Annotated in this window: 22 protein-coding genes and 8 tRNA genes; 25 read left to right on the plus strand and 5 right to left on the minus strand. The window is 34.9% G+C overall.

Going from position 1 to position 21,992, the window contains the following annotated elements; genetic code table 11:
• The first annotated feature begins 2 nt into the window (after nucleotides 1-2).
• The 3 genes from K0S23_RS05965 (at nucleotide 3) to K0S23_RS05975 (ending at nucleotide 2,407) form a co-directional block, all read left to right on the plus strand.
• Entirely contained in the window at nucleotides 3-920 is a 918-nt protein-coding gene (locus K0S23_RS05965) for a bacteriophage abortive infection AbiH family protein (RefSeq protein WP_300355524.1), read from the plus strand.
• A 20-nt stretch (nucleotides 921-940) separates the two neighbouring features.
• Entirely contained in the window at nucleotides 941-2,005 is a 1,065-nt protein-coding gene (locus K0S23_RS05970; protein WP_300355525.1) for a DUF3800 domain-containing protein, read from the plus strand.
• A gap of 111 nt (nucleotides 2,006-2,116) precedes the next feature.
• Entirely contained in the window at nucleotides 2,117-2,407 is a 291-nt protein-coding gene (locus K0S23_RS05975) for a hypothetical protein (RefSeq protein ID WP_300355526.1), read from the plus strand.
• Here K0S23_RS05975 and K0S23_RS05980 read toward each other — a convergent pair.
• Nucleotides 2,392-2,952, minus strand: coding sequence for a hypothetical protein (locus K0S23_RS05980; protein WP_300355527.1), 561 nt, complete (start codon nucleotides 2,950-2,952; stop codon nucleotides 2,392-2,394). The two genes, K0S23_RS05975 and K0S23_RS05980, sit on opposite strands and share 16 nt — an antisense overlap.
• A 130-nt stretch (nucleotides 2,953-3,082) precedes the next feature.
• Here K0S23_RS05980 and K0S23_RS05985 point away from each other — a divergent pair, with 130 nt between their 5' ends.
• From K0S23_RS05985 to K0S23_RS18535, 8 genes are all read left to right on the plus strand, one after another.
• Nucleotides 3,083-4,036, plus strand: coding sequence for a hypothetical protein (locus tag K0S23_RS05985; protein WP_300355528.1), 954 nt, complete (start codon nucleotides 3,083-3,085; stop codon nucleotides 4,034-4,036).
• A gap of 391 nt (nucleotides 4,037-4,427) precedes the next feature.
• On the plus strand, nucleotides 4,428-5,006 hold the full coding sequence (locus tag K0S23_RS05990) for a hypothetical protein (RefSeq protein WP_300355529.1): 579 nt from the start codon (nucleotides 4,428-4,430) through the stop codon (nucleotides 5,004-5,006).
• Nucleotides 5,007-5,083: 77 nt separating this feature from the next.
• Entirely contained in the window at nucleotides 5,084-5,281 is a 198-nt protein-coding gene (locus K0S23_RS05995) for a hypothetical protein (RefSeq protein ID WP_300355530.1), read from the plus strand.
• Entirely contained in the window at nucleotides 5,281-5,838 is a 558-nt protein-coding gene (locus tag K0S23_RS06000; RefSeq protein ID WP_300355531.1) for a hypothetical protein, read from the plus strand. The genes K0S23_RS05995 and K0S23_RS06000 overlap by 1 nt, the downstream gene beginning before the upstream one ends.
• Nucleotides 5,835-6,062, plus strand: coding sequence for an ABC-three component system middle component 6 (locus tag K0S23_RS18530; protein WP_366944290.1), 228 nt, complete (start codon nucleotides 5,835-5,837; stop codon nucleotides 6,060-6,062). Before K0S23_RS06000 ends, K0S23_RS18530 begins: the two co-directional genes overlap by 4 nt.
• Nucleotides 6,063-6,121: 59 nt before the next feature.
• Nucleotides 6,122-7,762 (plus strand): DUF2326 domain-containing protein, encoded by a 1,641-nt coding sequence (locus K0S23_RS06005; protein ID WP_300355532.1) that lies wholly within the window; start codon nucleotides 6,122-6,124, stop codon nucleotides 7,760-7,762.
• A gap of 205 nt (nucleotides 7,763-7,967) precedes the next feature.
• Entirely contained in the window at nucleotides 7,968-8,501 is a 534-nt protein-coding gene (locus K0S23_RS06010) for a DKNYY domain-containing protein (RefSeq protein ID WP_300355533.1), read from the plus strand.
• Nucleotides 8,502-8,564: 63 nt separating this feature from the next.
• Nucleotides 8,565-8,711: a GIY-YIG nuclease family protein gene (locus tag K0S23_RS18535; RefSeq protein ID WP_366944291.1), complete on the plus strand. Its 147-nt coding sequence runs from the start codon at nucleotides 8,565-8,567 to the stop codon at nucleotides 8,709-8,711.
• An 88-nt stretch (nucleotides 8,712-8,799) separates the two neighbouring features.
• Here the strand turns inward: K0S23_RS18535 and K0S23_RS18540 are convergent, their stop codons facing one another.
• The gene (locus K0S23_RS18540; RefSeq protein ID WP_366944292.1) at nucleotides 8,800-10,524 is read right to left on the minus strand and encodes a WYL domain-containing protein; all 1,725 of its coding nucleotides are present in this window, start codon (nucleotides 10,522-10,524) and stop codon (nucleotides 8,800-8,802) included.
• A 137-nt stretch (nucleotides 10,525-10,661) separates the two neighbouring features.
• Here K0S23_RS18540 and K0S23_RS06025 point away from each other — a divergent pair, with 137 nt between their 5' ends.
• The 14 genes from K0S23_RS06025 to K0S23_RS06090 all read left to right on the plus strand — a co-directional run bounded on the left by K0S23_RS06025 (nucleotide 10,662) and on the right by K0S23_RS06090 (nucleotide 19,595).
• Nucleotides 10,662-12,041 carry an RtcB family protein gene (locus K0S23_RS06025; protein WP_300355534.1) on the plus strand — a complete coding sequence of 460 codons (1,380 nt, stop codon included), beginning with the start codon at nucleotides 10,662-10,664 and terminating at the stop codon, nucleotides 12,039-12,041.
• A gap of 39 nt (nucleotides 12,042-12,080) precedes the next feature.
• The gene (locus K0S23_RS06030) at nucleotides 12,081-12,662 is read left to right on the plus strand and encodes a hypothetical protein (protein ID WP_300355535.1); all 582 of its coding nucleotides are present in this window, start codon (nucleotides 12,081-12,083) and stop codon (nucleotides 12,660-12,662) included.
• 114 nt (nucleotides 12,663-12,776) lie between these two features.
• A complete protein-coding gene (locus K0S23_RS06035; RefSeq protein ID WP_300355536.1) occupies nucleotides 12,777-13,523 on the plus strand; it encodes a nucleotidyltransferase domain-containing protein in 747 nt (248 codons plus the stop codon).
• Nucleotides 13,520-14,593 (plus strand): nucleotidyltransferase domain-containing protein, encoded by a 1,074-nt coding sequence (locus tag K0S23_RS06040; RefSeq protein ID WP_300355537.1) that lies wholly within the window; start codon nucleotides 13,520-13,522, stop codon nucleotides 14,591-14,593. Before K0S23_RS06035 ends, K0S23_RS06040 begins: the two co-directional genes overlap by 4 nt.
• 744 nt (nucleotides 14,594-15,337) lie before the next feature.
• Nucleotides 15,338-15,411 (plus strand) — tRNA-Cys (locus K0S23_RS06045).
• 7 nt (nucleotides 15,412-15,418) lie between these two features.
• A tRNA-Pro gene (locus K0S23_RS06050) sits at nucleotides 15,419-15,494 on the plus strand.
• Nucleotides 15,495-15,500: 6 nt separating this feature from the next.
• Nucleotides 15,501-15,591 (plus strand) — tRNA-Tyr (locus tag K0S23_RS06055).
• A gap of 82 nt (nucleotides 15,592-15,673) precedes the next feature.
• Nucleotides 15,674-15,745: transfer RNA gene (locus K0S23_RS06060), tRNA-Pro, on the plus strand.
• Nucleotides 15,746-15,831: 86 nt separating this feature from the next.
• Nucleotides 15,832-15,902: transfer RNA gene (locus tag K0S23_RS06065), tRNA-Gln, on the plus strand.
• A gap of 8 nt (nucleotides 15,903-15,910) precedes the next feature.
• Nucleotides 15,911-15,983 (plus strand) — tRNA-Leu (locus K0S23_RS06070).
• A 5-nt stretch (nucleotides 15,984-15,988) separates the two neighbouring features.
• Nucleotides 15,989-16,061, plus strand: a tRNA-Phe gene (locus K0S23_RS06075).
• A 233-nt stretch (nucleotides 16,062-16,294) separates the two neighbouring features.
• Nucleotides 16,295-16,408, plus strand: a tRNA-OTHER gene (locus tag K0S23_RS06080).
• 286 nt (nucleotides 16,409-16,694) lie between these two features.
• Entirely contained in the window at nucleotides 16,695-18,938 is a 2,244-nt protein-coding gene (locus tag K0S23_RS06085; RefSeq protein ID WP_300355538.1) for a hypothetical protein, read from the plus strand.
• A gap of 273 nt (nucleotides 18,939-19,211) precedes the next feature.
• Nucleotides 19,212-19,595, plus strand: coding sequence for a hypothetical protein (locus tag K0S23_RS06090; protein ID WP_300355539.1), 384 nt, complete (start codon nucleotides 19,212-19,214; stop codon nucleotides 19,593-19,595).
• A gap of 76 nt (nucleotides 19,596-19,671) precedes the next feature.
• On the opposite strand, the gene K0S23_RS06095 is transcribed toward K0S23_RS06090, so the two are convergent.
• The 3 genes from K0S23_RS06095 to K0S23_RS06105 all read right to left on the minus strand — a co-directional run bounded on the left by K0S23_RS06095 (nucleotide 19,672) and on the right by K0S23_RS06105 (nucleotide 21,989).
• Nucleotides 19,672-20,346: a hypothetical protein gene (locus K0S23_RS06095; protein ID WP_300355540.1), complete on the minus strand. Its 675-nt coding sequence runs from the start codon at nucleotides 20,344-20,346 to the stop codon at nucleotides 19,672-19,674.
• A 313-nt stretch (nucleotides 20,347-20,659) separates the two neighbouring features.
• Nucleotides 20,660-21,109 (minus strand): hypothetical protein, encoded by a 450-nt coding sequence (locus tag K0S23_RS06100; protein ID WP_300355541.1) that lies wholly within the window; start codon nucleotides 21,107-21,109, stop codon nucleotides 20,660-20,662.
• A 283-nt stretch (nucleotides 21,110-21,392) separates the two neighbouring features.
• Nucleotides 21,393-21,989, minus strand: coding sequence for a hypothetical protein (locus K0S23_RS06105; RefSeq protein WP_300355542.1), 597 nt, complete (start codon nucleotides 21,987-21,989; stop codon nucleotides 21,393-21,395).
• Between the last annotated feature and the right edge of the window lie 3 nt (nucleotides 21,990-21,992).

The following is a 21,992-nucleotide window of genomic DNA, read 5'->3' on the forward strand; positions in this document are numbered from 1 at the left end:
GTATGAATCCTATTGAAAAGCTATATGTTATTGGGAACGGGTTTGACCTACATCATGGTATCCGATCTTTGTATACAGACTTTAAATTGTACTTAGAAGAAAAGGATAATGAGTTAATTGAAGCTCTTGAGAAGTACTTTATTGCGGATTATCTTTGGTCGGATTTCGAAGCTACATTGGCTGATTTAGATACTGAGGAAATAGTTGATGAATGTTTAATGTATTTTGAATCTTACGGTGTTGATGATTGGAGTGATGCATACCACCATTCTTACCAATATGAAGTGCAAAAGAGAATTGATATTCTTACGAGCAAAATGAAAGAACGATTTACAGAATGGATTATTCAACTTGAAATTCCTTCAGTATTAGATGAACTCGTTTGCCTTGACCGAGAAGCCTATTATATAAATTTTAACTACACTTCTACGCTTCAACGATTGTATAAAATTCCTGAAAGCAGAATTCTACATATTCATAATAAAGCTGTTGACTTAAATTCTACACTAATCTTAGGGCATAGTCGCGATCCTAACGAGCAAGATAATCTTTCAGGATATAATGATGAAGACACAGATGTTAGGATAGCGGAAGGAAACGAGATATTGGATAAGTATTTTGAAGAAACATATAAATCGACGAATACAATAATAAAAGAGAATAACTCCTTGTTCCGAAACTTGGCTAATGTTCGTGAAATCTTTGTTTTAGGACACTCTTTATCTTTGGTTGATCAACCATACTTTGCGGAAATCGTTCGTAACATAGATACTACTTCTGTAAAATGGACGATTAGCTATTATAGTAGCAAAGCTATCGGAAGTTACGAAGCTGTCATGACAAAATTAGGGATCGATCCAATGTTAATCCAATACAAGAGAATTGGTGAAATTGGTACAATGCAATTGTCTATATTCTGATTCTTTTAACCACCATGAAAATGAAAAACAATTTAGAAGAACTAACTATTTATTGCGATGAATCTGGATTTACTGGAGATGATTTGCTGAAAGAAGACCAGCCATATTTTATTTATTCGGCAGTAAATATGACCGAAAAAAATCTAACGGAAATTAAAGATTATATTGAGCGCAATTACAATTTACAAGGTGGGGAGATAAAAGGCAAAAATATTGTAACACGTGCTGCAGGGCAAAAGGTAATTAAATACATTTTTGAAAAATATGCACATCTTGCAAGATTGGTGTTTCATGATAAAAAGTACGCTCTTGCGGGAAAATTAGTTGAGTATGGTATTGAACCGTATTTAAAGTCAAATGAGTTATTCTACAAATCTGAACTACATATTTACCTTGCTTCTGGTTTTTACTTGGATCTAAAATTGAAACATGAATCTGCCGAGCGATTATTCGAAGACTTTGTAGCTTTAGCAAGAAGGCAACTTACATTTGAAGATTCTCTGTTTGCTAGTAAATCTAAATTATCGGGTCAACTAAATTGGATGTTTGAAATAATCCGCCATAAACCGGAAATCATGTTAAATGAATTGAACTATGATGATACTTCTCCTCAGTCCAACTGGCTACTTGATCTTACGACAACTTCCTTGTTTGGTCTGTTAACAGAATGGTCTAAAAACAACGAAATACTGGAAGTAATTTGCGATGATTCTAAGGTGTTTAACAACAGTTCTATTATCGAATCATATAATAGTATGGGACTGAATAATCGACGGTCGGATTTCTTGGGTACACCAATCGGTTTTAACCTGAAAAAAGATATTGTAAATAAAAGTTCGAAGGATGAAATCGGATTGCAAATTGCCGACTTGTTTTCTGCAACGCTAAATTATTGTCTAAAGAATAGAGAATTGGAATTCAGCAAATCAATTCTGAAAATAGTTCATGAGACTTGTATATGCACTCCCGAATCATTTTGCTTAATGCCAACGATACAGGAAAATGTTAAAGAATACACCGATGAGAAACTAGTGTTTTACCACCAATTTATGTATAAGATTTATGTTGATGCGATGAGTTTATAGGAATAAAGGAGTTTTCTTTAATTTCTAATGAGCTGTACAAATTGAACTTTCTTATTTGAAATGATCGATTAATGCTTTGATCTTTCTGCTATGCCATAGATATTCGTTCTGATGAAAAAAGGAAAGAAAAAAGATGTTCTGACATTGATTGAAGGAGACATTGTAAATGCAAAATTGATAAACACTTTCCGTGGACTGGGTATAGACGCGGATATGTATCTTACTGATTCTTCGGAGGTGATTTTTCGAATGCTTAAAATACAGAATCCCGAAGAAGAGTTGCTTGAAGGCTATTTTGAACTGCTACGATTAGGTGATAGAATCGACTTTTCCAATTCGAGGCATGAAGCAAGGAAGCTAGCTAAAAGAATCTACTCACTAATTTGTCAGGATTCTTGTTGAATCTTATTAGTTTTCAAGCTTTGAACGACAATCTTGTCGAGGTATGAAAATCTTAATAAAAGATCAGATGGAATTGTAGTAATCGCAAGTATCACATTACCTTCTATATAATCCAAAGCTGGAACGTTTAAGGGATGAGCGAAAATTACATCTTTAATAATGTCCTCTATATAAGGCATTATCATCATTTTTGGATTTGAGTCAAATTTTATAACTCTCTGGATAGTTTTGCAAATGGGTAATTCCGGATTTGTTGTAAGTTGCATTTTGTTAATGGGATCGGTTGATCGATTAATGATTTTTAATCTTACGATAAGATACTGCTGATTATCCTCATTATGCAACCGACTTTCTTGATAATTGATGTTTACCAGTAGTTCTTTAGCTTTTTCTTCTTTTCTCTTAATTCTTTTTCTTCTTTGAAGAGCAAATACTCCGAGTATTATAGCTAAAGCAATTCCTGAAATTACAGGCCAAAAGAAACCAGAATTAATGTTTTCTTGGCTAAAAAGCGTTTGAGATGTATCCGAACTAAGTATAAACATGATTTTTTAATGTAAATATAGATCAAAAAGTAGCCCTTATATTGGTGTCTTCAAATGTTAATTATTGTTAATAAGCAATGTCGCTCATTCGTTTTTTAGTGGCTCGCGCCTATTACATATAGAAAAGGAAATGGACAGCAGTAAATTATACATTGGGAATCTGAAAAACCTATCCTACAAAAATTTAAAACCAAAGAATCAAAAATATAGTCCTGGAGAAAAATATCTTTTGTACAGAACCGATAATCCCTCCGATAGGGACTGGCATATCTCGGTTTATGTAAAAGAGAAGAACGGAAAGACCAGTGTTACCCTTTATGGAAGTATTCGGAAGTGGTTTTACGGTAAGTATACTTATCGAAATTTGACAAAAGAGGACTTTGTTGAATGTATTGATTTGATTTCTGAACGTCTGGGAGTTTCCGAAAATGAAATGTGGGGAGCAAGGACGATGCAAATTGAAATTAGCCTTAGCTTAATATTGAAACCCGACATGGCGTACTTCTTAAATACCTTTGTTGATTACAAGGGATTTGATGTAGTTCCTTATGGGCATAACTATCGTGCTTTTGTAGGAAGTAGTAAAGTATTAAAGTTCTACAATGCAGGAAGAAAAATTGGTAAAGGATTGGGGTTTTCTGAAAGTAAAATTGAACGGATCGAAAGCTATTTTCTTCGTTATCGAGTTGAAGTAAAGATTGATGATTTGTTACATGTAGAAAGAAGGATGGGAGAAATATTAATTACTCCCGGAACCATTCTTAAAAATTGGAATGAAATTTACTCCTATCTCAGAATGTACATTGCAGATATTGAATGTTACGGAATACCAAGTAGTAAACGAATCCAGTTGAAAGAAGGTAGTAGAAGGGATTATGAGAATTATCTCATCGAAGCCGGAGTAATGTACAATACAATACAGAAATGCTTTGAAGATATTCGACTGCTAAAAAGTGGAAAGCCGAGATTTGAAGCTAAAAAGCAACTAAAAAGAACTTTAGAAAATATGGGATCGCATACTTCTGACAAAGATCGTTTTTTGGAATGTTTCGACCGCAAATGCGCCCAGATCTGCCCACCCTAATAATAAGAGGGAAAGATACCCTAAAAAAGGAATAGAATAAAAATGATAAACAAGTAAATGAAGAAGGAAAAGCGAACTTGAGAATACAAGTAAAAACAAGTTTGATTATTCTAAACGAAATATGTTTGATTGCTTGATATGTTCTTAAAGATTAGAATAAAGAAAAATCTCTTTTAGAGAGGAAATTGGAAAGGAAAGAATGAAGTTCGTTCGAGAATGGTGACTTACTGGCGAAAATTCGGCTTCTCCTACCTTTTGACGGTAAATCGGGACGAAAGGTTAGATTGCATTTTTGAAGTGGCGTTAAATGAGCCGAAATTGAGTTTGTAATTAACTACGTAAATAGATTACGTTCTTTGGTTCGAAATTCGCATGTTAAACGGAAAACGATATGAAAGGAAAAAACATTGTAATTGTGGTTCTACTTGGACTTTTGCTTTTTCTTCTTGGTTGGACAATGAATGAAAGAGAAAGGGCAAGAAGAAAAGATAAAATGATGGATCGACTAAGAGAGGAAAACAAAGAATTGAAAATGGCTTACCTCAGTTTGCTTGAAAAGTTCTTAAAAGCAAATGGGGTTGAGCCGAGTGTGCTTGAAGAACTACATAAATTGAAGTCGGAAATTGATGAAATGGAAACGGAGATTCATGTAGAACTTGAATCTGTAATTAAACGCATTTCAGACGGAGAAGGAACCAAAGCTGTAAAGGATTTGGCTAAAATAGTTGAGAATACATTGAAGGAAAAGGCTAAAACTGATGAATCTTTTACAAATAGAAGACCTATGTTAAACGATCTTCTTTTGTATGCTAAAGAAAAGGGGCTTATTTGTTCCAGATTGTATGAAAATGGTTTGAAGTTAAAGGAGCTTAGAAATTTGGAAAGTCATGAACTTGCTCCTTCTTGTTCGAAGTTGGAAATTGGAATGTCTGTTTTTGCAGGAATTGAGATTATTAGTGCGGTTCGTTAAATTCTAACATCGAGAAATCGCAAAAACACATTAGAATCCAATTTTGATGTTATTTTTGTTATGAAAATTTAACCATTATGAATGATTTTTTAGCTTGGTCGGGTTGGGCTTTTGGACTTATATCTACCGTAATTGCTGTTTTCCAGTTTAGAAAGAAGGAAGAACTAAAGAAAGAGGTTAGAACTGCACAGGCTAACATCGATAAAGTTGTTATGGAAGCCAGAGATAAAGGTGTTGCGATTAACATTAATAATGGTGATATAACGATTAGTTAGTGGCTAAGAATAATATTGAAATAAAAACAAATTTTGGGAATATTATTCTAACCGATAATAATCCTGCTAAAACCAGTTTACTTGGTGATTTAATCGTCGAATTTTCAGGGTTAGCAAGTGAACTCGATTTTGAAGATTCTGATGTCGCTGTTCCTTTTGAGATTGAAGATAAAATCACCCATAATTCCGTTGTTAAATATCTGTTTTTGTTCGAAAATTATATTTCTAATGAGGCACTATTAAGACGAGTTTACTCTATTGTTCATGAAACAAAGCCTTTAGCTAGAGCAATGATACTTAGGTTGGTGAATCAAGAATATCGTAAGTGGAAAGGGCACTTATTAAGAGAGACAAGTGATGTTGCTAAGACCGAAATTGAGCATATAAGAGAAAAAAGTGATTTTCTAATTGAAAAAGTCTTGATGGATGTAAAGCAAAGACTTATCGGTATTGTGAGTATTACTAATGTTGAGGAAGAGTTTATTAATGAATGTATATGCATTGTTATTGCTGACGCATTTTTTGAATGTAAAATTTTAGAGAACCCAAATACATGATTGTTACTTCGGACATATCCCCAGAAAGAAACCTATATTTTTTAGGTGGGAAGATATTGGAAAAACTTCCGAAGGATGAGCCAATGGATTCTCTTACTGTATTTGAATATTTGAGAGAAAAATTCGGGATTTCGTTCCCACTATTTATGTATGCTTTAGATTGGTTGTATCTAGCAGATTTAATTGATTTAACCCCAAACGGAGATATTAGAGTATGTTTTTGAGAACTTTAAACATATACAAGGGAACTGAAATCCTTCGGTCTATATCTTTCAAAAAGGGTATGAACTTTATCGTTGATAATACTCCTGTAAATGATGTTAAGCAATCGGGCAATAGTGTTGGTAAAACTACTGTTTTACGTCTAATTGATTATTGTCTTGGATCAAATGGAGACAGTATTTGGAAAGACTCTGAATATAAAACTAAAGAGAATACTGAGGTCAAAGTTTTTCTTGAAGAGAATAATGTTGAAGTTGAACTAGAAATAGTCGATTCTTTGGATGAAGCGAAAAAAATCACTTTGTTAAGGAGGAATTTCTTGAACGGTAGGGATAAGAAAATTTGGATCAATTCTGAAAAAAAATCGGATAACGAGCTAAAGTTATTCTTAAATAAGGAGTTTTTTGGAATCAATGGAGTAAATCCGAGTTTTAGATATATGATCGCAAAGTTCGTCCGAAACGATCATCATCGAATGTCGAATACTCTACGTTATTTGCATCAGGCTACTACTGACACTATTTACGAATCGATTCACCTAAAATTATTAGGGATCAACTTTGAACCAGAATTAATTAGCGAGAAAAGCCAACTTAATGAATCTCTTAAAACAGAAGGAAAAATAATCGATCGCTTAACTAAGGATTTTTCTGAAAATGCTTTAAAGCAAGCTTTAGCTGTAATTGAGCGTGATATAGAAAAATTGAATACTTCTAAAAATGCTTATAAGATTAGTGGAACAGACCAAAATCTAATTGATGCCCTAAATGAAACTAAATACCAATTAAGCAAAAAGTCTGAGGAGATCGCTGAATTAGAGTTAAAATTGAAATTAATCGAAGAGTCTGTAAATGAGCTTAAAATCGGGATTAGTAAGACTGATTTAGGTGCCTTAAAGGCAATTTACGAGAATGCTAAAATCTACCTTTCTGAACTGCATAAAAAATTTGAAGATGTAATTACTTTCCATAATTCTATGGTAGATAATAAGATTGCTTATCTAACGAGAAATTTGGATTCTGATAAAAGGCATTTAGAAATTATTAAACTTGAACAAAGTAAGTTGTTAAGTGAAGAACGGAAACTGGTTCAAGAACTCAATTCGATTATATCTCTTGATATCTATAACGACTTGATTTTCGAATTAAATAGAAAATTTGAGGAGAAAGGAAGAAAAGAAAGTATGTTAAATCAAATTCAAGAAGTACAAAAATCGATCAATGAGAAAACAAACCGCTTGGAAGAGATCAATAATATCCTAGCATCTTATGAGGAAGAGTTAAATAGTAAAGAGTTAACTTTTAATCAGTTTTTTGCTGAAATTTCTAATGATTTGTATGGTGAACAATGTATCCTAACTCATAGTAAAGTGAATGAAAACTATAAGTTCGGAATACAGGATTTACAGGCGAATAAAGGGAGCGGTAAAAAGAAGGGGGAAATAGCTAGCTTTGATTTGGCTTATATCAAGTTTTCTGAACTAACTGGAATTAGAGCCCCAAAATTTGTTTTACATGATAGTCCCGAAGACGTGTCTATTAACCAGCTTTTGACCTTGGTAAAAATTGCGAATGAAATTAATGGGCAATTTGTTGTATCTGTTTTAAAGGACAAATTCCTTAGTTCGGAAGATGCAAAGGCTGTTATTGATAACAACAAAATCGTTGAATTGTCGGAGTCAAATAAACTGTTTAAGTTTTGAGTTTTCACTCCGATTCTAACTCCGATTACTCATATACGATTCTATATCCCTATATTTACAACGATACTAAAGGAAAGGATGTAGTCCCGTCCAGACCGCTAAAAAACGTTAGAAGAAAATAGCTTATATGGCTGTAAGCTTAGAAAACCCTAGAGTGTATCAAATGCTCTAGGGTTTTTGCTTTTATGCAACTATTTACTTTCAAATGAGACAACTGTTTTACTATTTAACGATTCTTTTATTGCTTTCCTCTTGTGGCCAGCCAACGAAGTATGTCGTTAAGAATAACCTTGTTTATTTTCAAGGTTGGAACGAAGCAAAAGGAAATTATGAAGTACTTTTGAAAGGAGTATCAGCAAAGTCTTTTAAGGTGATTGATACCGATTGCAACATGATTGTAGGGAAGGACAATAAAAGTGTTTTTATTGACTATTCTAAATTGGAAAATGCCGATGCGTCATCTTTTGAATATATTGGAAATTATTTTTTTAAAAGCAAAGACTCCGTTTACTTTTTTGGTTTTTACAACTCCTTTGATGATTGTGAGGTTGTTGGAGTGAATCCGGCAACTTTCCAAATAGACAAGAAATATCCCTGGGCTTATGACAGACACCTTGTTATATATGGTCATACCGTTTTAGATTCAGTAGATTTTGAGTCATTCAAAGTGATTGATAAATTAAAAGCTCAAGATAAATATGCAAATTATGTTGATGGGAAAAGAGTCATCAGGAAATAGAGAAAGAAACTTAAGATGTATCAAATGTCTTGAGGGTTTTGTCTTTTATGGAAATTGATTTTCATGGAAAGCTACTTCGTTTATATCAACTATTTTGAGAAGTTTGACAAGTATTATATTGGTCAAACAGAAAACTTTGAATCACGATTACGTCTTCATAATTCGGGTTTAGTTAGATCTACAAGCTCTTTCGATAGGCCATTTATCTAGAAATTCAGACAGTTTTTGGTGTGGGTTGGAAGTGTTTAATTGTGACATAGTGATTTTTGTTAAATGAAATAGTGTTGCTAAAATCTTACTAAAAGGCCTCCCGTTCCAACCACTCCAATCCATTTGGTAAATCTAAAGAGCTAAACTCTAAATGAATCACTCTTCTTCGTTTTTGATTCTGTGTTTTAGAGGATGAGTGTAAGAGAAGTGGTTTCATTAATTGAACACCTCCTTCTTTCACTTCCATTAGTGCCGGATGAGCGCCTGCTGTAATAGTTTTGATTTCATCATCAGTAAATCTTTTGGTGTGTGAGCCCGGAATTACTTTCAACGCTCCGTTTTGTTCAAGAGTAGTGTCTAAATGAATTCGAATCGTAAAGATGTTGTGGAGAAATTCTTCTGGTGGACAAACTGAATTGATCTCTTTCTTTTTGGTCCAGGATGTAAATCCAACGGTCTCAATTTTCTTCTGAATATTAATTGGAATATCCTGATGCCAACTGACGAACCAATTAGAATCATCCGGCTTATCAAAATAAATCGACTTCACAAGAAAAGCATTCGGATCTATTGATTTTACTAAACGCTTTAAGTTTTCGTTAAAAATGAATTCTTTTAATGAAGGAATACCTTTGATTAAAGTTCTTTTCCCGAAAGTTGGTTCATCATTGTCAGTGAAATAATCATGGAGTTCTTTGCCTATTCTTCGAATTTCTTTCCTTGTATAAAGATCATTGAGAATTGAATAACCGTTTTTCACCAACTTCTTACTCGCAGTTAGGGCATCAGAAGCTGATAATTGTGAATTATACATATCCAACCCATTCTGAAACTTCTCTTGAATTCTGCGTTTCAATGAAATAGGCTTCAACACTTGCATAGCTTCTCCAAAACCAAGGATCAATCGTTCCAACTCAAAATTCTGATGAACTGAAAGTTCTATGATTACTGCTCCATTGTTGAAGGTCTCTCTTACCTTTTGCGTATGATGTAAAGGTTTTGTCAGAACATACGGAGCATTTTTCTCATCTACTTTTAAGACAATTCGATCCACATGCTTCTCGTCTAAGACCGTTACACCAATCGTGTTCTTATAAAAGGTGTCGCCATCAAAATTTTCGTTGATATGATCAAGTTTCGTGTCGTAGTCAATACTAATAATCCGGTCTAAAGCAAAAGTCAGTACATTACCCTTTTTGTTTTTTTTACCTACCAAAAACCATCTGTTGTTGAATTCTTTCAAAATAAAAGGGTGAATAGTAATCACTGAACTTTCATTGGCTTTAAATGACTGATAGCGAAGTTTTAGAACCATCTTTTTTAGAATCGCCTGATACAAGACATCCAAGTGTTCCAGCCCCTTCAATTGATCATTCTTATCCAAATGAATAATTGCCGGTCGATGTGTTTTTTCTGTATAAATCTTATCCTCCAACCGTTGAATGATTCCTCCTAACTCTGAGAATAATGAAAAATCTTTGAATTGCTTCAACATCTCCACAGTCTCTGAAAGTACATGCATGTCATTTTCGTTCAATGGAATATCTGTGATTGTAAAATCCGGATCTTCGTAACGATAGAATTTCTTATCATATACTTCAATTGGAGCATTGTAGCCCAATTTATCACTTCGCATTAATTGAATATCGAGTTGAATGGTGCGTTTGCTAACGTTTGCATCTTTTCCTTCGTATTCATATAATGCGTCTGAACACGCTTCAATCAAATCTTCCAATGTCCAATTTCGATAACTGTTTTGTAAACATTTATCAATTGTTCTATAACGAATTAGTGCATTTTTGTTTTGTGCCATGAACTAAAATTAATTCTTTTTTAAATGTGCGCAGAATAATTGCGCAGTTGAGTTAAATCTTTGTATTGTTCTTAGAAACAAACATAGAAGAACCTCCGTCAATAATGGGATTGGCGGAGTAATCAAAAAAGAGGAAAATGAAAATTGACGGAAATACAATTATCGAATTAGGATTCAGACCGGGTAAATGGTTTAAGGATGCTATCGAACATATTAATACAAATGAATTGAGTGAAACGGAAATGTTGAATTACCTAGAGCAATACCGATTGCCTGATCAGATTCCTTTAAACTTGGAGCCGGCTAAATTCGCTATCAATATTAAAGCTGAAAATGAATTGGAAATTGATAATGTGGAAAAAGTAATTGATTCAATGAATGAGTTAATGAAGACCCCAACTATTGTTGGCGGAGCAATTATGCCAGATGCTTGTCCTACAGGTCCGGCCGGGTTGATTCCCGTTGGTGGTGTTGCAGTGGCAAAAAATGCGATTCATCCGGGAATGCATAGTGCGGATATTTGTTGCTCAGTAATGTTAACGGATTTCGGTAAAGCAGATCCAAAAACGATTTTAGATGCTGCTCATGCATGTACACATTTTGGTCCGGGTGGTCGCCCGAGAGGGAAACAATTTGCTTTGCCCGCGGAGTTGATTGCACAATTTGAATCGAATCCGTTTTTGAAATCAGTGAGAATGTTGTCATTGGCACAGGAGCATTTAGGAACTCAGGGAGATGGAAATCATTTCTTATATGTTGGGAAGTTAAAATCAACAGGAAACACGGTTGTGGTAACTCATCATGGATCAAGAGCTCCGGGGGCTAAATTATATGAACAAGGAATGCATGTTGCGGAAAAGTTCAGAAAAGATTTGTCTCCTGAGACAATGAAGCAAAATGCATGGATTCCATTTGAAACAGAAGAAGGACAGAATTACTGGAATGCGTTGCAAATTATTAGAGAATGGACAAAGTTGAATCACTCAACAATTCATGATTTAATTGTTGCGGAAACAGGGTCAACAGTTGAGAATAGATTCTGGAATGAACATAATTTTGTGTTCAAGGATGGAGATTTGTTTTACCATGCTAAAGGTGCAACGCCATTGGACAGTAAGTTTATGAACGACATTACTGGTCCACGATTGATTCCATTAAACATGTCGGAACCAATCTTAATTGTCGACGGAGAAACAACGACTAACAATCTAGGATTTGCTCCTCATGGTGCAGGAAGAAATATAAGTAGAACGGCGCATAGAAAAAGTAAAGGTGAGCAATCAATTGAAGCCGTTTTTGCAGAAGAAACAGAAGGCTTGGATGTGAGATTTTTCTCTAATGAGATAGATATTACGGAATTGCCGAGTGCTTATAAAAGTGCTGCAACTGTTCGGAACCAAATGAAAGAATTTGGATTAGGAACAGTGATTGATGAAGTTGAACCTTTTGGTTGTATTATGGCCGGAGACTTTGAAAAAAATGCTCCCTGGAAAAAGAAAAAACGTCTAAACGCTTAGAAATAGTAAGCGTTAGCGAAAACGTAACAACAAGAAAAAATGGAAACACTAAAGAAAATGTTATTTAAGTTAATGTCTCAAACTCTTTCAACGAAAGAGTTTGAGACTTGGCTTTATACTGATGATTATATTAAAAGTCAATTATTGGAAAACGAAATGATATTTGAATTAGTGAGCATTAATCTAAGATCCAAGCATGCCTTTAAGGAATTAGAAAAGTTTTGCTTCAATCATTTTGATCAAGAAGAATGTTTAGTCCAAATCGTAAAATACAATTGTGAAGTGTATTTGGATACTAAAACGGATGAGGCAACTGAAAATTTCATTCGAAACATTTGTTGTTTCCACGATTGGAACAATGATTATTCACTGATTTCACAAATTTATTATTTGGCTGATGACTGGGACCTGGTACTTGATGGTTATACCGACAAACAACAGGTGAAAAACGAGCTTTACAGCTATGCAGAAATTTTCTTAGAGAGATTGCAAAAATTGGATGCAGAAGAATCAATTCAATTGCTCCGAAATGGAATAGAATTTAAGAAAGTAATTCCAGAACCACCAAAAACTGATGTGATTGAGACTAAAAGTAAAGGATGGTTTCAGTTTTGGAAATAAAACTTTTAACCTGCGCAAAATAACTGCGCAGGTTTGGTCTTCCTTTGTCTTATCGAAAAAACAACAGATTCTCTCATGCAATTTGGCGTGAGGGATTTATAATAAAATGAATTTATGAAAGATCAAATACTTAAGAAATTGCAAGAAGTTGAGCTTAACCATAGCATTGAAATTCTTTTTGCCGTGGAATCTGGAAGCAGAGCTTGGGGATTTGCTTCACCTGATTCAGATTATGATATTCGTTTTGTTTATAAGCGAAAAATGGAAAGTTATCTCAGTTTGTGGGATTCAAAAGATAGCATCGAGTTCATGACGGAAGATGATTTAGATGGCTCAGGCTGGGATTTGAAAAAAGCAACTTTACTATTGGCAAAATCGAATGCTTCATTTTTGGGATGGTTGTTTTCACCAATTGTCTACATAGATCGTGGTGGAACACTGGATGCGATGAAACAGTTGGCAATCGAAAATTTCAATCCGATTGCAGGATTTTACCATTATCATAGCATGAACAAAGGTTTCTATGAACAATTGGAATCAAAAGAACTCAAACTCAAAGCTTTTTTCTATGCAACTAGAACCGCTTTTTGTGCGAATTGGATCTTAAAGAATGAAAAAATACCACCAGTTTTATTTCAGGATTTGTATTCTCTCATTGATGAAGAAAATGCCCAATCTTTAGATAAGCTTATCGCACGAAAAGCACAAACGAATGAATCCGGATTCTCTGCTATTGACGACAAATTAATCGCTTTAGTAAAAGAGATTGTTCTGGAAAATAATAACTTGAAAGACTCGATCAAGGCTAAAAAAGCAAATGTTGCTGATTTTGATCGGTTTTTCATCAATCAATTATCATGACTATTGACGAGCTGAAAAAATCTGGATACATCATTTTTGAATGTATCAGTGGTAGTAGAGCTTATGGATTAGATACGCCAAACTCTGATACAGATATTCGTGGTGTTTTTATCTTACCAGTAGATGATTTCTTTTCCTTGGAATACATTGGGCAAGTAAATAATGAATCCAATGATATTGTTTACTATGAATTGAGAAAGTTCATTGATTTGTGTGCGAACAACAATCCCAATATTTTGGAGATGTTAAATGTTCCGGAACGATGTGTTTTGTATGAACATCCACTTTTCAAAACAATCTCAATGAACATTTTTCTAAGTAAGCAATGTGAGTTATCATTTGCTAACTACGCTTATTCACAAATAAAAAAGGCACGTGGTTTAGAAAAGAAGATTGTGAATCCAATGGAAAAGGAACGGAAATCGATACTGGATTTTTGTTTTATACTCGATGATGGAAAGTCTGTGGAACTTAAAAAGTTTCTTGCAACTCAGAAATTAGATCAAACTAATTGTGGACTCAGCCGAATTCCGCACATGAGAGACTGTTACAACTTGTATGTTTCAAATGAATGGAGTTTTTCAGGAATTGCCAGGAATGAATTATCCAATGATGTTAACCTGAGTAACATTCCAAAAGGAGAAACCCCTATTGCAATGCTGTTTTTCAATAAAGATGGTTATTCTTCCTATTGCAGGAAGTACCGGGAATATTGGGATTGGGTAGAAAAACGAAATGATGTACGTTATTCCAATACAATCGTCCATGGGAAAAATTATGATTCAAAAAATATGATGCACACCTTTCGCTTGTTGCACATGGCTAAGGAAATAGCGGTTGAAGGTAGGATCATTGTAGAACGTTCGGATCGTGAATACTTGCTTGAGATAAAAGATGGAAAGTATGGATATGAAGAATTGGTTGAAAAAGCTGAATTATTGAAAGCAGAACTTGTAGAGCTATATCGCCATTCATCGCTTCCAGATTTTCCGGATACCGATTTAATTAATATGCTTTTAATCCAAATTAGAAAAGAATTCTATTTGGAAGTAGAGCAACTATCAACTTGATTCTACGTCAACTTGTGGATTATATGAAATAAAATGATTGAAAGAATGAAATATATGTCACAACCCTCGCTGTATTACAGTTTCTGTCCGAATTATTTTCAGGACATGGGGATACTTTGTGCAAATTTTTCAATCAGTATGAGTTAGAAATAAGGAATAATTGAAGATAATAACACGAGCGTCCATAATTTGGACGCTTTTTTTTTGATTTTTTTTTCAGAAATGAGAAGATAAATAATAGATATAGAAAAAGCGTAGTTGAAACATGAATCAATTGGGAGACAGTCAATTGGAAAAAATGTACAATACTCACAACAAGTGGGGTGGAATTCTATTGCTCAAAAACACAGTTAACTAATTGATTTGCAGGTTGTTAAATTCATTTTTTATTTGGTTTATTGAAAAGGAATACTAATATTTGCACCGTCGAATTGAAATGACAAAATGATTAGAAAAATGACACATATAGAATTACATATACAGTTTCAGCCATTATCGCTGCCGTGTTATCCAACACAACGATTTTGTAGTCCGAAGTCGCGCACTAATATTCGGGAGGATGTTTTAATAGAATAGATATATCATTAAAAAGACAATCTAATTCAAGCATCTCCTCCATGAGATGCTTTTTTTATGCGCCAAAAACAGGAAGGGAGAATAGGTAAATATTGGTTTGTTACGCTCACCTGCTAAGTGAGTTCACGGCAACGTGATGAAGGTTCAATTCCTTTGTTCTCCGCAAAAGACAAGATGGCCGAATGGTTAAGGCAACGGATTGCAAACCCGTTTTTTTATGAGTTCGAATCTCATTCTTGTCTCTTTACTCGGGTAGTAGAGGAGTTAGGTTTATCTCGCCTCATTTGGGATGAGGAGCACGTAGGTTCGATTCCTACCTATCCGACTTAATGGAAGTGTTGAGTCAGCCGCGGCTGAGTTGGCTCACCAGACTGTAAATCTGGTCTCTTAGGAGCGTGTAGGTTCGAATCCTGCCACTTCCACAATGGCACTGTGGCTTTAGCCAGAGCACTCGACTGTCTCTTGAGTTGTTCGTTTCGAATTCTCGGAATCAGTGCCATGAAACTGGGAAGATAACGATGGTTGTTTACCCGCCTTGGACGCGGGAGGTTGCAGGTTCGAATCCTGCTTCTCAGACGAAGTAACCAAATCAAGTTTATTTGAGTTTGGTTCAAGCTGAGACACGCAGGAAAGACAAAGTCAATCCTGCTTCTCAGACAAAATGCCCTGTAGTGTAAAGGCAACACACAAGAATTTGATTCTTGGACTATAGGTTCGACTCTTGTCAGGGCAACAATAAATGCGGAGATGGCGGAATGGTATACGCGTCTGTTTTAGGAACAGAATTTTGAGAGTTCGAGTCTCTCTCTCCGTACAATTGGAACAGTAGCAAAGTTGGTCAATGCGCCGGATTGAAGATCCGAAGATACAGGTTCGAATCCTGTCTGTTCCACAATTAGGAGTTTGAGGATAAAACGTTGGGATATGGTTCTAAAGATGCGAGTCCTAACCTTGATATTCCTACAAAAAATAAAAGATTTTCTCTACGCAGAATAATTGCGCAGCAGGTATTAATCTTTGTTGTGTCGAAAGACAAAACGTTCATTTAAATATTGCAGGTCAAGAATAAGTTACTTCAAAAACTACCCGTCACGTAAACTAACTTATTCAATTACCTACTTAATTGAGGCAGTAGCTCAGTTGGTAGAGCAGGTTAGCTTTTAAATTACCCATGGTCAATAAAAGCTTACTTCAGCACTCCTAATGCCCAGGTCGTGGGTTCGAATCCCACCTGTCTCACTATTAAGGTCAAAACCAACTTACTACAGATTGGTCTTACGGTTCGAATCCGTCTTTGAGAGTTAGTTAATTACCTTATAAAACAATGGGTCAACATGATCTTACTTCCATGTCCAGGTTCGAATCCTGGTCTCCGCAAGGAGGGCGACTGGTTGAATTAGATCATGAATTACCCCTAAAAATAATATGGTCAATTGTTTCTTACTTCTTGGGTATAACCCATCACTTATAGGAAATGACAGAGAAACAAAATTACCTGATTATTAAAATTTAAAAAACTAGAATTATGAAAACAGAATTATTAAAAGTATCAATCAGAAAAAATGCCATTGTGATTCCACAAGAGTGGATTGTAAGTGATGGCGCTAAACATATTAACGAGACAACAAGTGTACTTTTAGCGAATTGTTCTAAGTTGGGATATACTTTTTCTGAAGATTTACTAAACAAAGTGAATAGAATTTCTCCAAAGACACAATTGGAGTTGTTTGAATTATTGAAAGGCGTCACAGGTGTGAACAAGAACTGGACACCTTTAGTAAAGCAATGGAATGTACCAACCGGAGAATCTGTTATTGATCATATTATTACTTGGTTTGCCAATGTTTTTCAAACCAACAAAGGAACCAAACTCCCTTGTGGACACTTAATTCCGAATAATACGTTTCCAATTGAACGATACAATGGGTGTCCATTCTGTGGAACTCCATTTGAATTTGATAAGTTGGATTATGTTTCTGGAGCGAACAAATTGAAAACATTGGAGTTATGGACAGAAGATGATTTGAAAAAATACTTTATGAGTCTTTTGGAATCACCTGTTGCTTTAGATGCTACCCAAGTCGACGACCTTAAAGTCCTAGTGACTCATTTCGACATACCATCAGGTGTTGAAGTTAAGATAAAGGAAACGTTGATGGTTGTCATTGACGTTCTCGTTGAACAAGATCATTCAGAATTGGCAGGTCAGTTTTTCAAAACACCTAATGATGTATTGAGGTACTTATGGTATAATCATACTGGGTTTTTACAAATTATCGAACCAAAAACAATCGTGAACCGATTGGAGAAAAATGCAAAAAACTTGCACCCACAGCTTGACAAGAGTATGGAGACAAAGATTAAGTCATTGGCTGATTTGAAGTTAAAGTATACTAGAAGTGAATGTCAACGATATGCGACGTGGTTAAACAATTTAACCTTAGACATTGTTGACCAATGTGAAATGATGCACCCGAAAAGAAGTATGTGGGTTCGAGTAATCAGAGCATTGAGATTAGCGGAATACAGTAAACGAAAAGGATTTGAAAACTTAGCTGAATTATTGGATACGTTCTACAACGAAAAATACGAGGTATGGCAAGGTAAAGTAAATGAGAACAAATTGAAATCAGATACTGAAGGTACTTTTGCTTTATTAAAGCAGAGACCAGGATTATTTACCAGATCATTGTTTTCTTCCATGTTATGGTTCGGGCCAGATGTGTCGATTAAACACTTCAAAGAAGTAATGGATAAAGTTCCATCAAGATTGATTTTTACATTGAATATGTATGCTGAAATATATTTCGATAAAAGTTCATCTAGAACTGTAAAACCTTTGGGAGGAGTGAGTAAGAATATTCCTTCGAATAAATTACTTCAATTGTATACTGATCAGGAATTGAAAAGAATGCAGTCATTAGTTCAGTCCTTGAGTTTAGAAGTCATCAAAAGTAACTTCAGTAAAGTGGGGAATACGAATAGCACGATCTACATTGACAAAGGGTTATTTAATATTCCAATAGCTATTGGAGATAGAAGTGAACATCTTCAAGACTTACCAGGTGCTTTAATGGGAACCAAATTCAAGGTTGAAGGAGATACTGTTCGATTATTTTTACAATGGGGAGAGGGGCTTCCTGCTCAGCATCTTGATATGGATTTGAGTTGTAGAGTAGTCTATGAGAAAAAGAATGAATTTTGCTCCTATTCACAACTTGTGATACCAGGTTGTAAGCATAGCGGAGATATTCAAAGTATTCCTGATAAAACAGGGACTGCTGAATACATTGATGTTGATTTGAATGAATTAACTCGATCAGGAGCAAAGTATGTGAGTTTCGCTTGTAATGCTTATACGAATGGCAGCTTGGCACCAAACGTAGTAGTTGGTTGGATGAATAGTAACTCTCCAATGAAGATTTCTTCAAGTGGTGTAGCTTATGACCCTACAGCTGTTCAACACCAAGTAAGAATTAAACAAAGCCTTACAAAGGGTATGGTGTTTGGGGTTCTTGATGTAGAGAATAGAGAGATCGTTTGGTTAGAAATGAGCTTTGGAGGACAAGTAATTCAAGATTTCAATCTTTTGACTTTAGAAGCATTATTGAACAAATTGGATGCTAAGTTAAAGATTGGAGATTTATTGAACATGAAAGCAGATGTACAAGGTTTAGCTATCATCGAAGATGCTGAAAAAGCAGATGAAGTGTATGACATGAATTGGGCTTTAAATACAGCTGAAGTTAGTAGGTTGTTCTTGGAATGATGAAGTCAATTTGCTTCACCATTGCTTCGTGTTGATTTATTAATTGTCCAGAAGTCTTTAATGTCAAGCATTTTGAAATGCTACTCTGAACTGTAAGCTTAGAAACCCTCAAGATGTTGGAAATTCCGACCTTTAGCGTCAGAATATCAAATGTCTTGAGGGTTTTGTCTTTTATGGAAATTGATTTTCATTGAAATCCAGATTGTTTACTTTTACTATCGGATCAATCTCAAAATTTGGGACCAGACATAAACTTAAAACAAAAGTCACATCATGATAAATCATAAACTTCAAGACAACATATTAAGTGTCTCAATTGCCAATAAGGATTTTTCGTATCGCATTTCTCTAAAGAAATTGGGAAATAGAATAGACTGGAAAATAGGCGGGAAGGATACGGAAGGTATTGTTATCAAAAGTGTTTCAACCTGGACGCTTCAATTGTTTACAAAAGCAATCACGGATTTCAAATATGTTGAACAGTTTAAGGCCTTGGTCCAGGAACACTGTCCAAATAACGCGATACATTGGGATGACACATTCATGGCTGTGAAAATTCAAAACGAATACAATGCATTGACTAAAACCGATGATTCACTGGATAATCAAAACGAGATTATAGCGATGCTGACTGAAAAGTATGATCTTGATTATTGAGTAATTTCGTTTTCGTGAGAGTAACTATCATTTCCAATAAGCCATGGAACAAGTATTCCGGATGCTACAGGAAATTCTACTTCAATACATATCCTAGTGTCACAAACCAGGAAAGCCCGGATAGTCCGCCAATCTTATTCGAGTAGGGTGTTAAGTTGTTTTGATGTCCCGGGCCAAACCAGGTTTTACGCCATTTGTCCTTGGTGAGGTCAACTCCGTATTCCGCAAAAAGAGAGAGTGCCACAGGTCCCATTTTTACTTTGGGCTGAACAGACAATTTCGGGGCGAAATAGAGGTTTCGCTGATGCAGTCCGGGATTTGTCAGCAAAATTCTTCCTGCGTCAAAACCCAAATTGAAGATCAGATCGAAATTTTTGACTTGAGGAAAAGCATCCAAGCCCAGAAAGGTCAGCCCGACATTAAATCCACCTGATTTTGCTGTCACACTATCGTTTATAGAAATCCGCTGGGGCAGGTAGGCAACGATCTGTATATTCCCGATAAAGTATTTTCCACCGGTATCCAGAGAATCTCCCAAAACCGTGATTCCTGCTCCAAGAAACTGCAGAGGAGAGGACCATTTAAAATCAGAGAAGGTGCTGTATCTTTTTTCTACTGCAGAGCCGAACATTGGCTTATGTAACGTCCGGAAGCCATAGATCAGATCCACAGAGGGGATATCCCGGCTGTTTCGCTGGCCAAAGGTCAGGAAGCAACTGAAACAAACTAAAATGGTTATTCCGATTCTCACAGCTTAAAATTAGGGATATTCCCGGATAAAGTATGAAGGGATTTACTTTTATCGGTACGAGAGCCAGCTTTGGGAGGTTGCGCAGTGAGTCAATAGCTTCTGATTTAACATTCGCGTGAACTGGGGATAGTTAACTATCCCCTAAACGCAATTTGTTTCAAAAAGTTATTAAATTGATTTTCATGTTGAAATCAGATTTTTCAAGTGTTACCAACACAGCTGAAACATTACCCAAAATGCTGTACTGGGTTTTCAATAAATCTATTTTCTTAATACTTAGGTGCAGATTGCATTACCAATTGTTTTTTTTAACTCAATCATCTTTTGAAAACCACGTTTGTCTTAAGTGATCGTTTCCTGATTTATATGAGCTCCAATGAATAGAATTTTGAACTATTTCATTGGCTTTTGACAAACTAAGGTTGTAAATCTTCATTACTATCTTAGTACATGTAATTTGAGTAGCACCCTTATTTTTAACAATATGGATAACATCTTCATAGTTCATATCTGAATTTACAAATTCTAAATACTCATTTTCATTTTGAATCATTACTTTAATTTTAGTTAGGTCAATAGTCCAGTCCAAAACCATTCCAGGGTTTGCGGAAGAACTATTTTCTACACGTACTCCTTTATAGTTTAATTCAGTAAATCCTTGATCTTTAGCCCATCTATTTACAGAAGCTCTAAGCTCTAATAAATCTTTTCTTGATAAATCCCCAAGCTGGCGCGAGCATTTTTCTCGTGCTAAAATTAACAAACAATGGCATAAAGAATATCATTTTGTTTTCCTTTCCGAATACAAGGTTCATTAATGTGTTTTGAGCTTGCAGAATGCATGAAAATGAAATAGGTGAAGAATAATCCTCACCTGTTTTTAAAATTTCACGATGATATTTTGCTTAATAATCAGTTAGTTATATATTTTGAATGGTCGAAAGTGATTATTGATAACACTACCTCTTTTTCTAATGGAGGTGCAATTTTGAGACAGCACCAAAACGAAAAACCCAGTACAAAATGCTGTACTGGGTTTAATAAATCTATAATCTTTTATAATATTCATAGGTTTCACCTGTCTCCCTCAATTTAAATCTTACCAACCCATAAACTTTATTCCAATTAAAAAAATCAATAAGTGCACTTCTACCATTACTATAATTACCATTCGTAAAATACAGGGTTTCAATACTATCCTTAAAAGCTGGAATTTTAATTTTCTCAGTTTGAATTTTTTTATCCTGATCAATACTTTTAGTCACCCAATAGAGCCCAAATGCCCAAATAACTCTTTTGTTATAACCATATATGCTGTTTCCAGTAGTCCCCCTTATTCCAGCTGTAGCACTCTCGGTTTTGCTCATTTTTTGAGAGAGGAAAGTATAATGGCTAGATTCATATTGATTTGGCCCTAATTCAAATCTATTACAAGGAGAAAATTCTTTTTTCTTTTCGATCAACTCCAATGTGTCGAAATTTCCCTTATCACCAGAGAATATAATTTTATCTGAGACTTTATAACTCTTAACCCAATCAAAATCTCCTTTAGGAATACTTATTTTTTTACATGTATTCCCCGAATCACAACTAAAATTACTAATTATTAGTAACAGAATAAACAGTACTTTGTTCTTATCCATATT

The sequence above is a fragment of the Fluviicola sp. genome (genome assembly GCF_029266855.1).
GTDB lineage: Bacteria > Bacteroidota > Bacteroidia > Flavobacteriales_D > Crocinitomicaceae > Fluviicola.

Bases quoted from the DNA above. Each gene is read 5' to 3' on its own strand.
- K0S23_RS06090 (WP_300355539.1), top strand. From the start codon at position 19,212: ATGATAAATCATAAACTTCAAGACAACATATTAAGTGTCTCAATTGCC.
- K0S23_RS06105 (WP_300355542.1), bottom strand. From the start codon at position 21,989: ATGGATAAGAACAAAGTACTGTTTATTCTGTTACTAATAATTAGTAAT.
- K0S23_RS06030 (WP_300355535.1), top strand. From the start codon at position 12,081: ATGGAAACACTAAAGAAAATGTTATTTAAGTTAATGTCTCAAACTCTT.
- K0S23_RS06005 (WP_300355532.1), top strand. From the start codon at position 6,122: ATGAACTTTATCGTTGATAATACTCCTGTAAATGATGTTAAGCAATCG.
- K0S23_RS06010 (WP_300355533.1), top strand. From the start codon at position 7,968: ATGAGACAACTGTTTTACTATTTAACGATTCTTTTATTGCTTTCCTCT.
- K0S23_RS05995 (WP_300355530.1), top strand. From the start codon at position 5,084: ATGAATGATTTTTTAGCTTGGTCGGGTTGGGCTTTTGGACTTATATCT.
- K0S23_RS05985 (WP_300355528.1), top strand. From the start codon at position 3,083: ATGGACAGCAGTAAATTATACATTGGGAATCTGAAAAACCTATCCTAC.
- K0S23_RS06040 (WP_300355537.1), top strand. From the start codon at position 13,520: ATGACTATTGACGAGCTGAAAAAATCTGGATACATCATTTTTGAATGT.
- K0S23_RS06085 (WP_300355538.1), top strand. From the start codon at position 16,695: ATGAAAACAGAATTATTAAAAGTATCAATCAGAAAAAATGCCATTGTG.
- K0S23_RS18530 (WP_366944290.1), top strand. From the start codon at position 5,835: ATGATTGTTACTTCGGACATATCCCCAGAAAGAAACCTATATTTTTTA.
- K0S23_RS05990 (WP_300355529.1), top strand. From the start codon at position 4,428: ATGAAAGGAAAAAACATTGTAATTGTGGTTCTACTTGGACTTTTGCTT.
- K0S23_RS05980 (WP_300355527.1), bottom strand. From the start codon at position 2,952: ATGTTTATACTTAGTTCGGATACATCTCAAACGCTTTTTAGCCAAGAA.
- K0S23_RS18540 (WP_366944292.1), bottom strand. From the start codon at position 10,524: ATGGCACAAAACAAAAATGCACTAATTCGTTATAGAACAATTGATAAA.
- K0S23_RS18535 (WP_366944291.1), top strand. From the start codon at position 8,565: ATGGAAAGCTACTTCGTTTATATCAACTATTTTGAGAAGTTTGACAAG.
- K0S23_RS06035 (WP_300355536.1), top strand. From the start codon at position 12,777: ATGAAAGATCAAATACTTAAGAAATTGCAAGAAGTTGAGCTTAACCAT.
- K0S23_RS05970 (WP_300355525.1), top strand. From the start codon at position 941: ATGAAAAACAATTTAGAAGAACTAACTATTTATTGCGATGAATCTGGA.
- K0S23_RS05975 (WP_300355526.1), top strand. From the start codon at position 2,117: ATGAAAAAAGGAAAGAAAAAAGATGTTCTGACATTGATTGAAGGAGAC.
- K0S23_RS05965 (WP_300355524.1), top strand. From the start codon at position 3: ATGAATCCTATTGAAAAGCTATATGTTATTGGGAACGGGTTTGACCTA.
- K0S23_RS06025 (WP_300355534.1), top strand. From the start codon at position 10,662: ATGAAAATTGACGGAAATACAATTATCGAATTAGGATTCAGACCGGGT.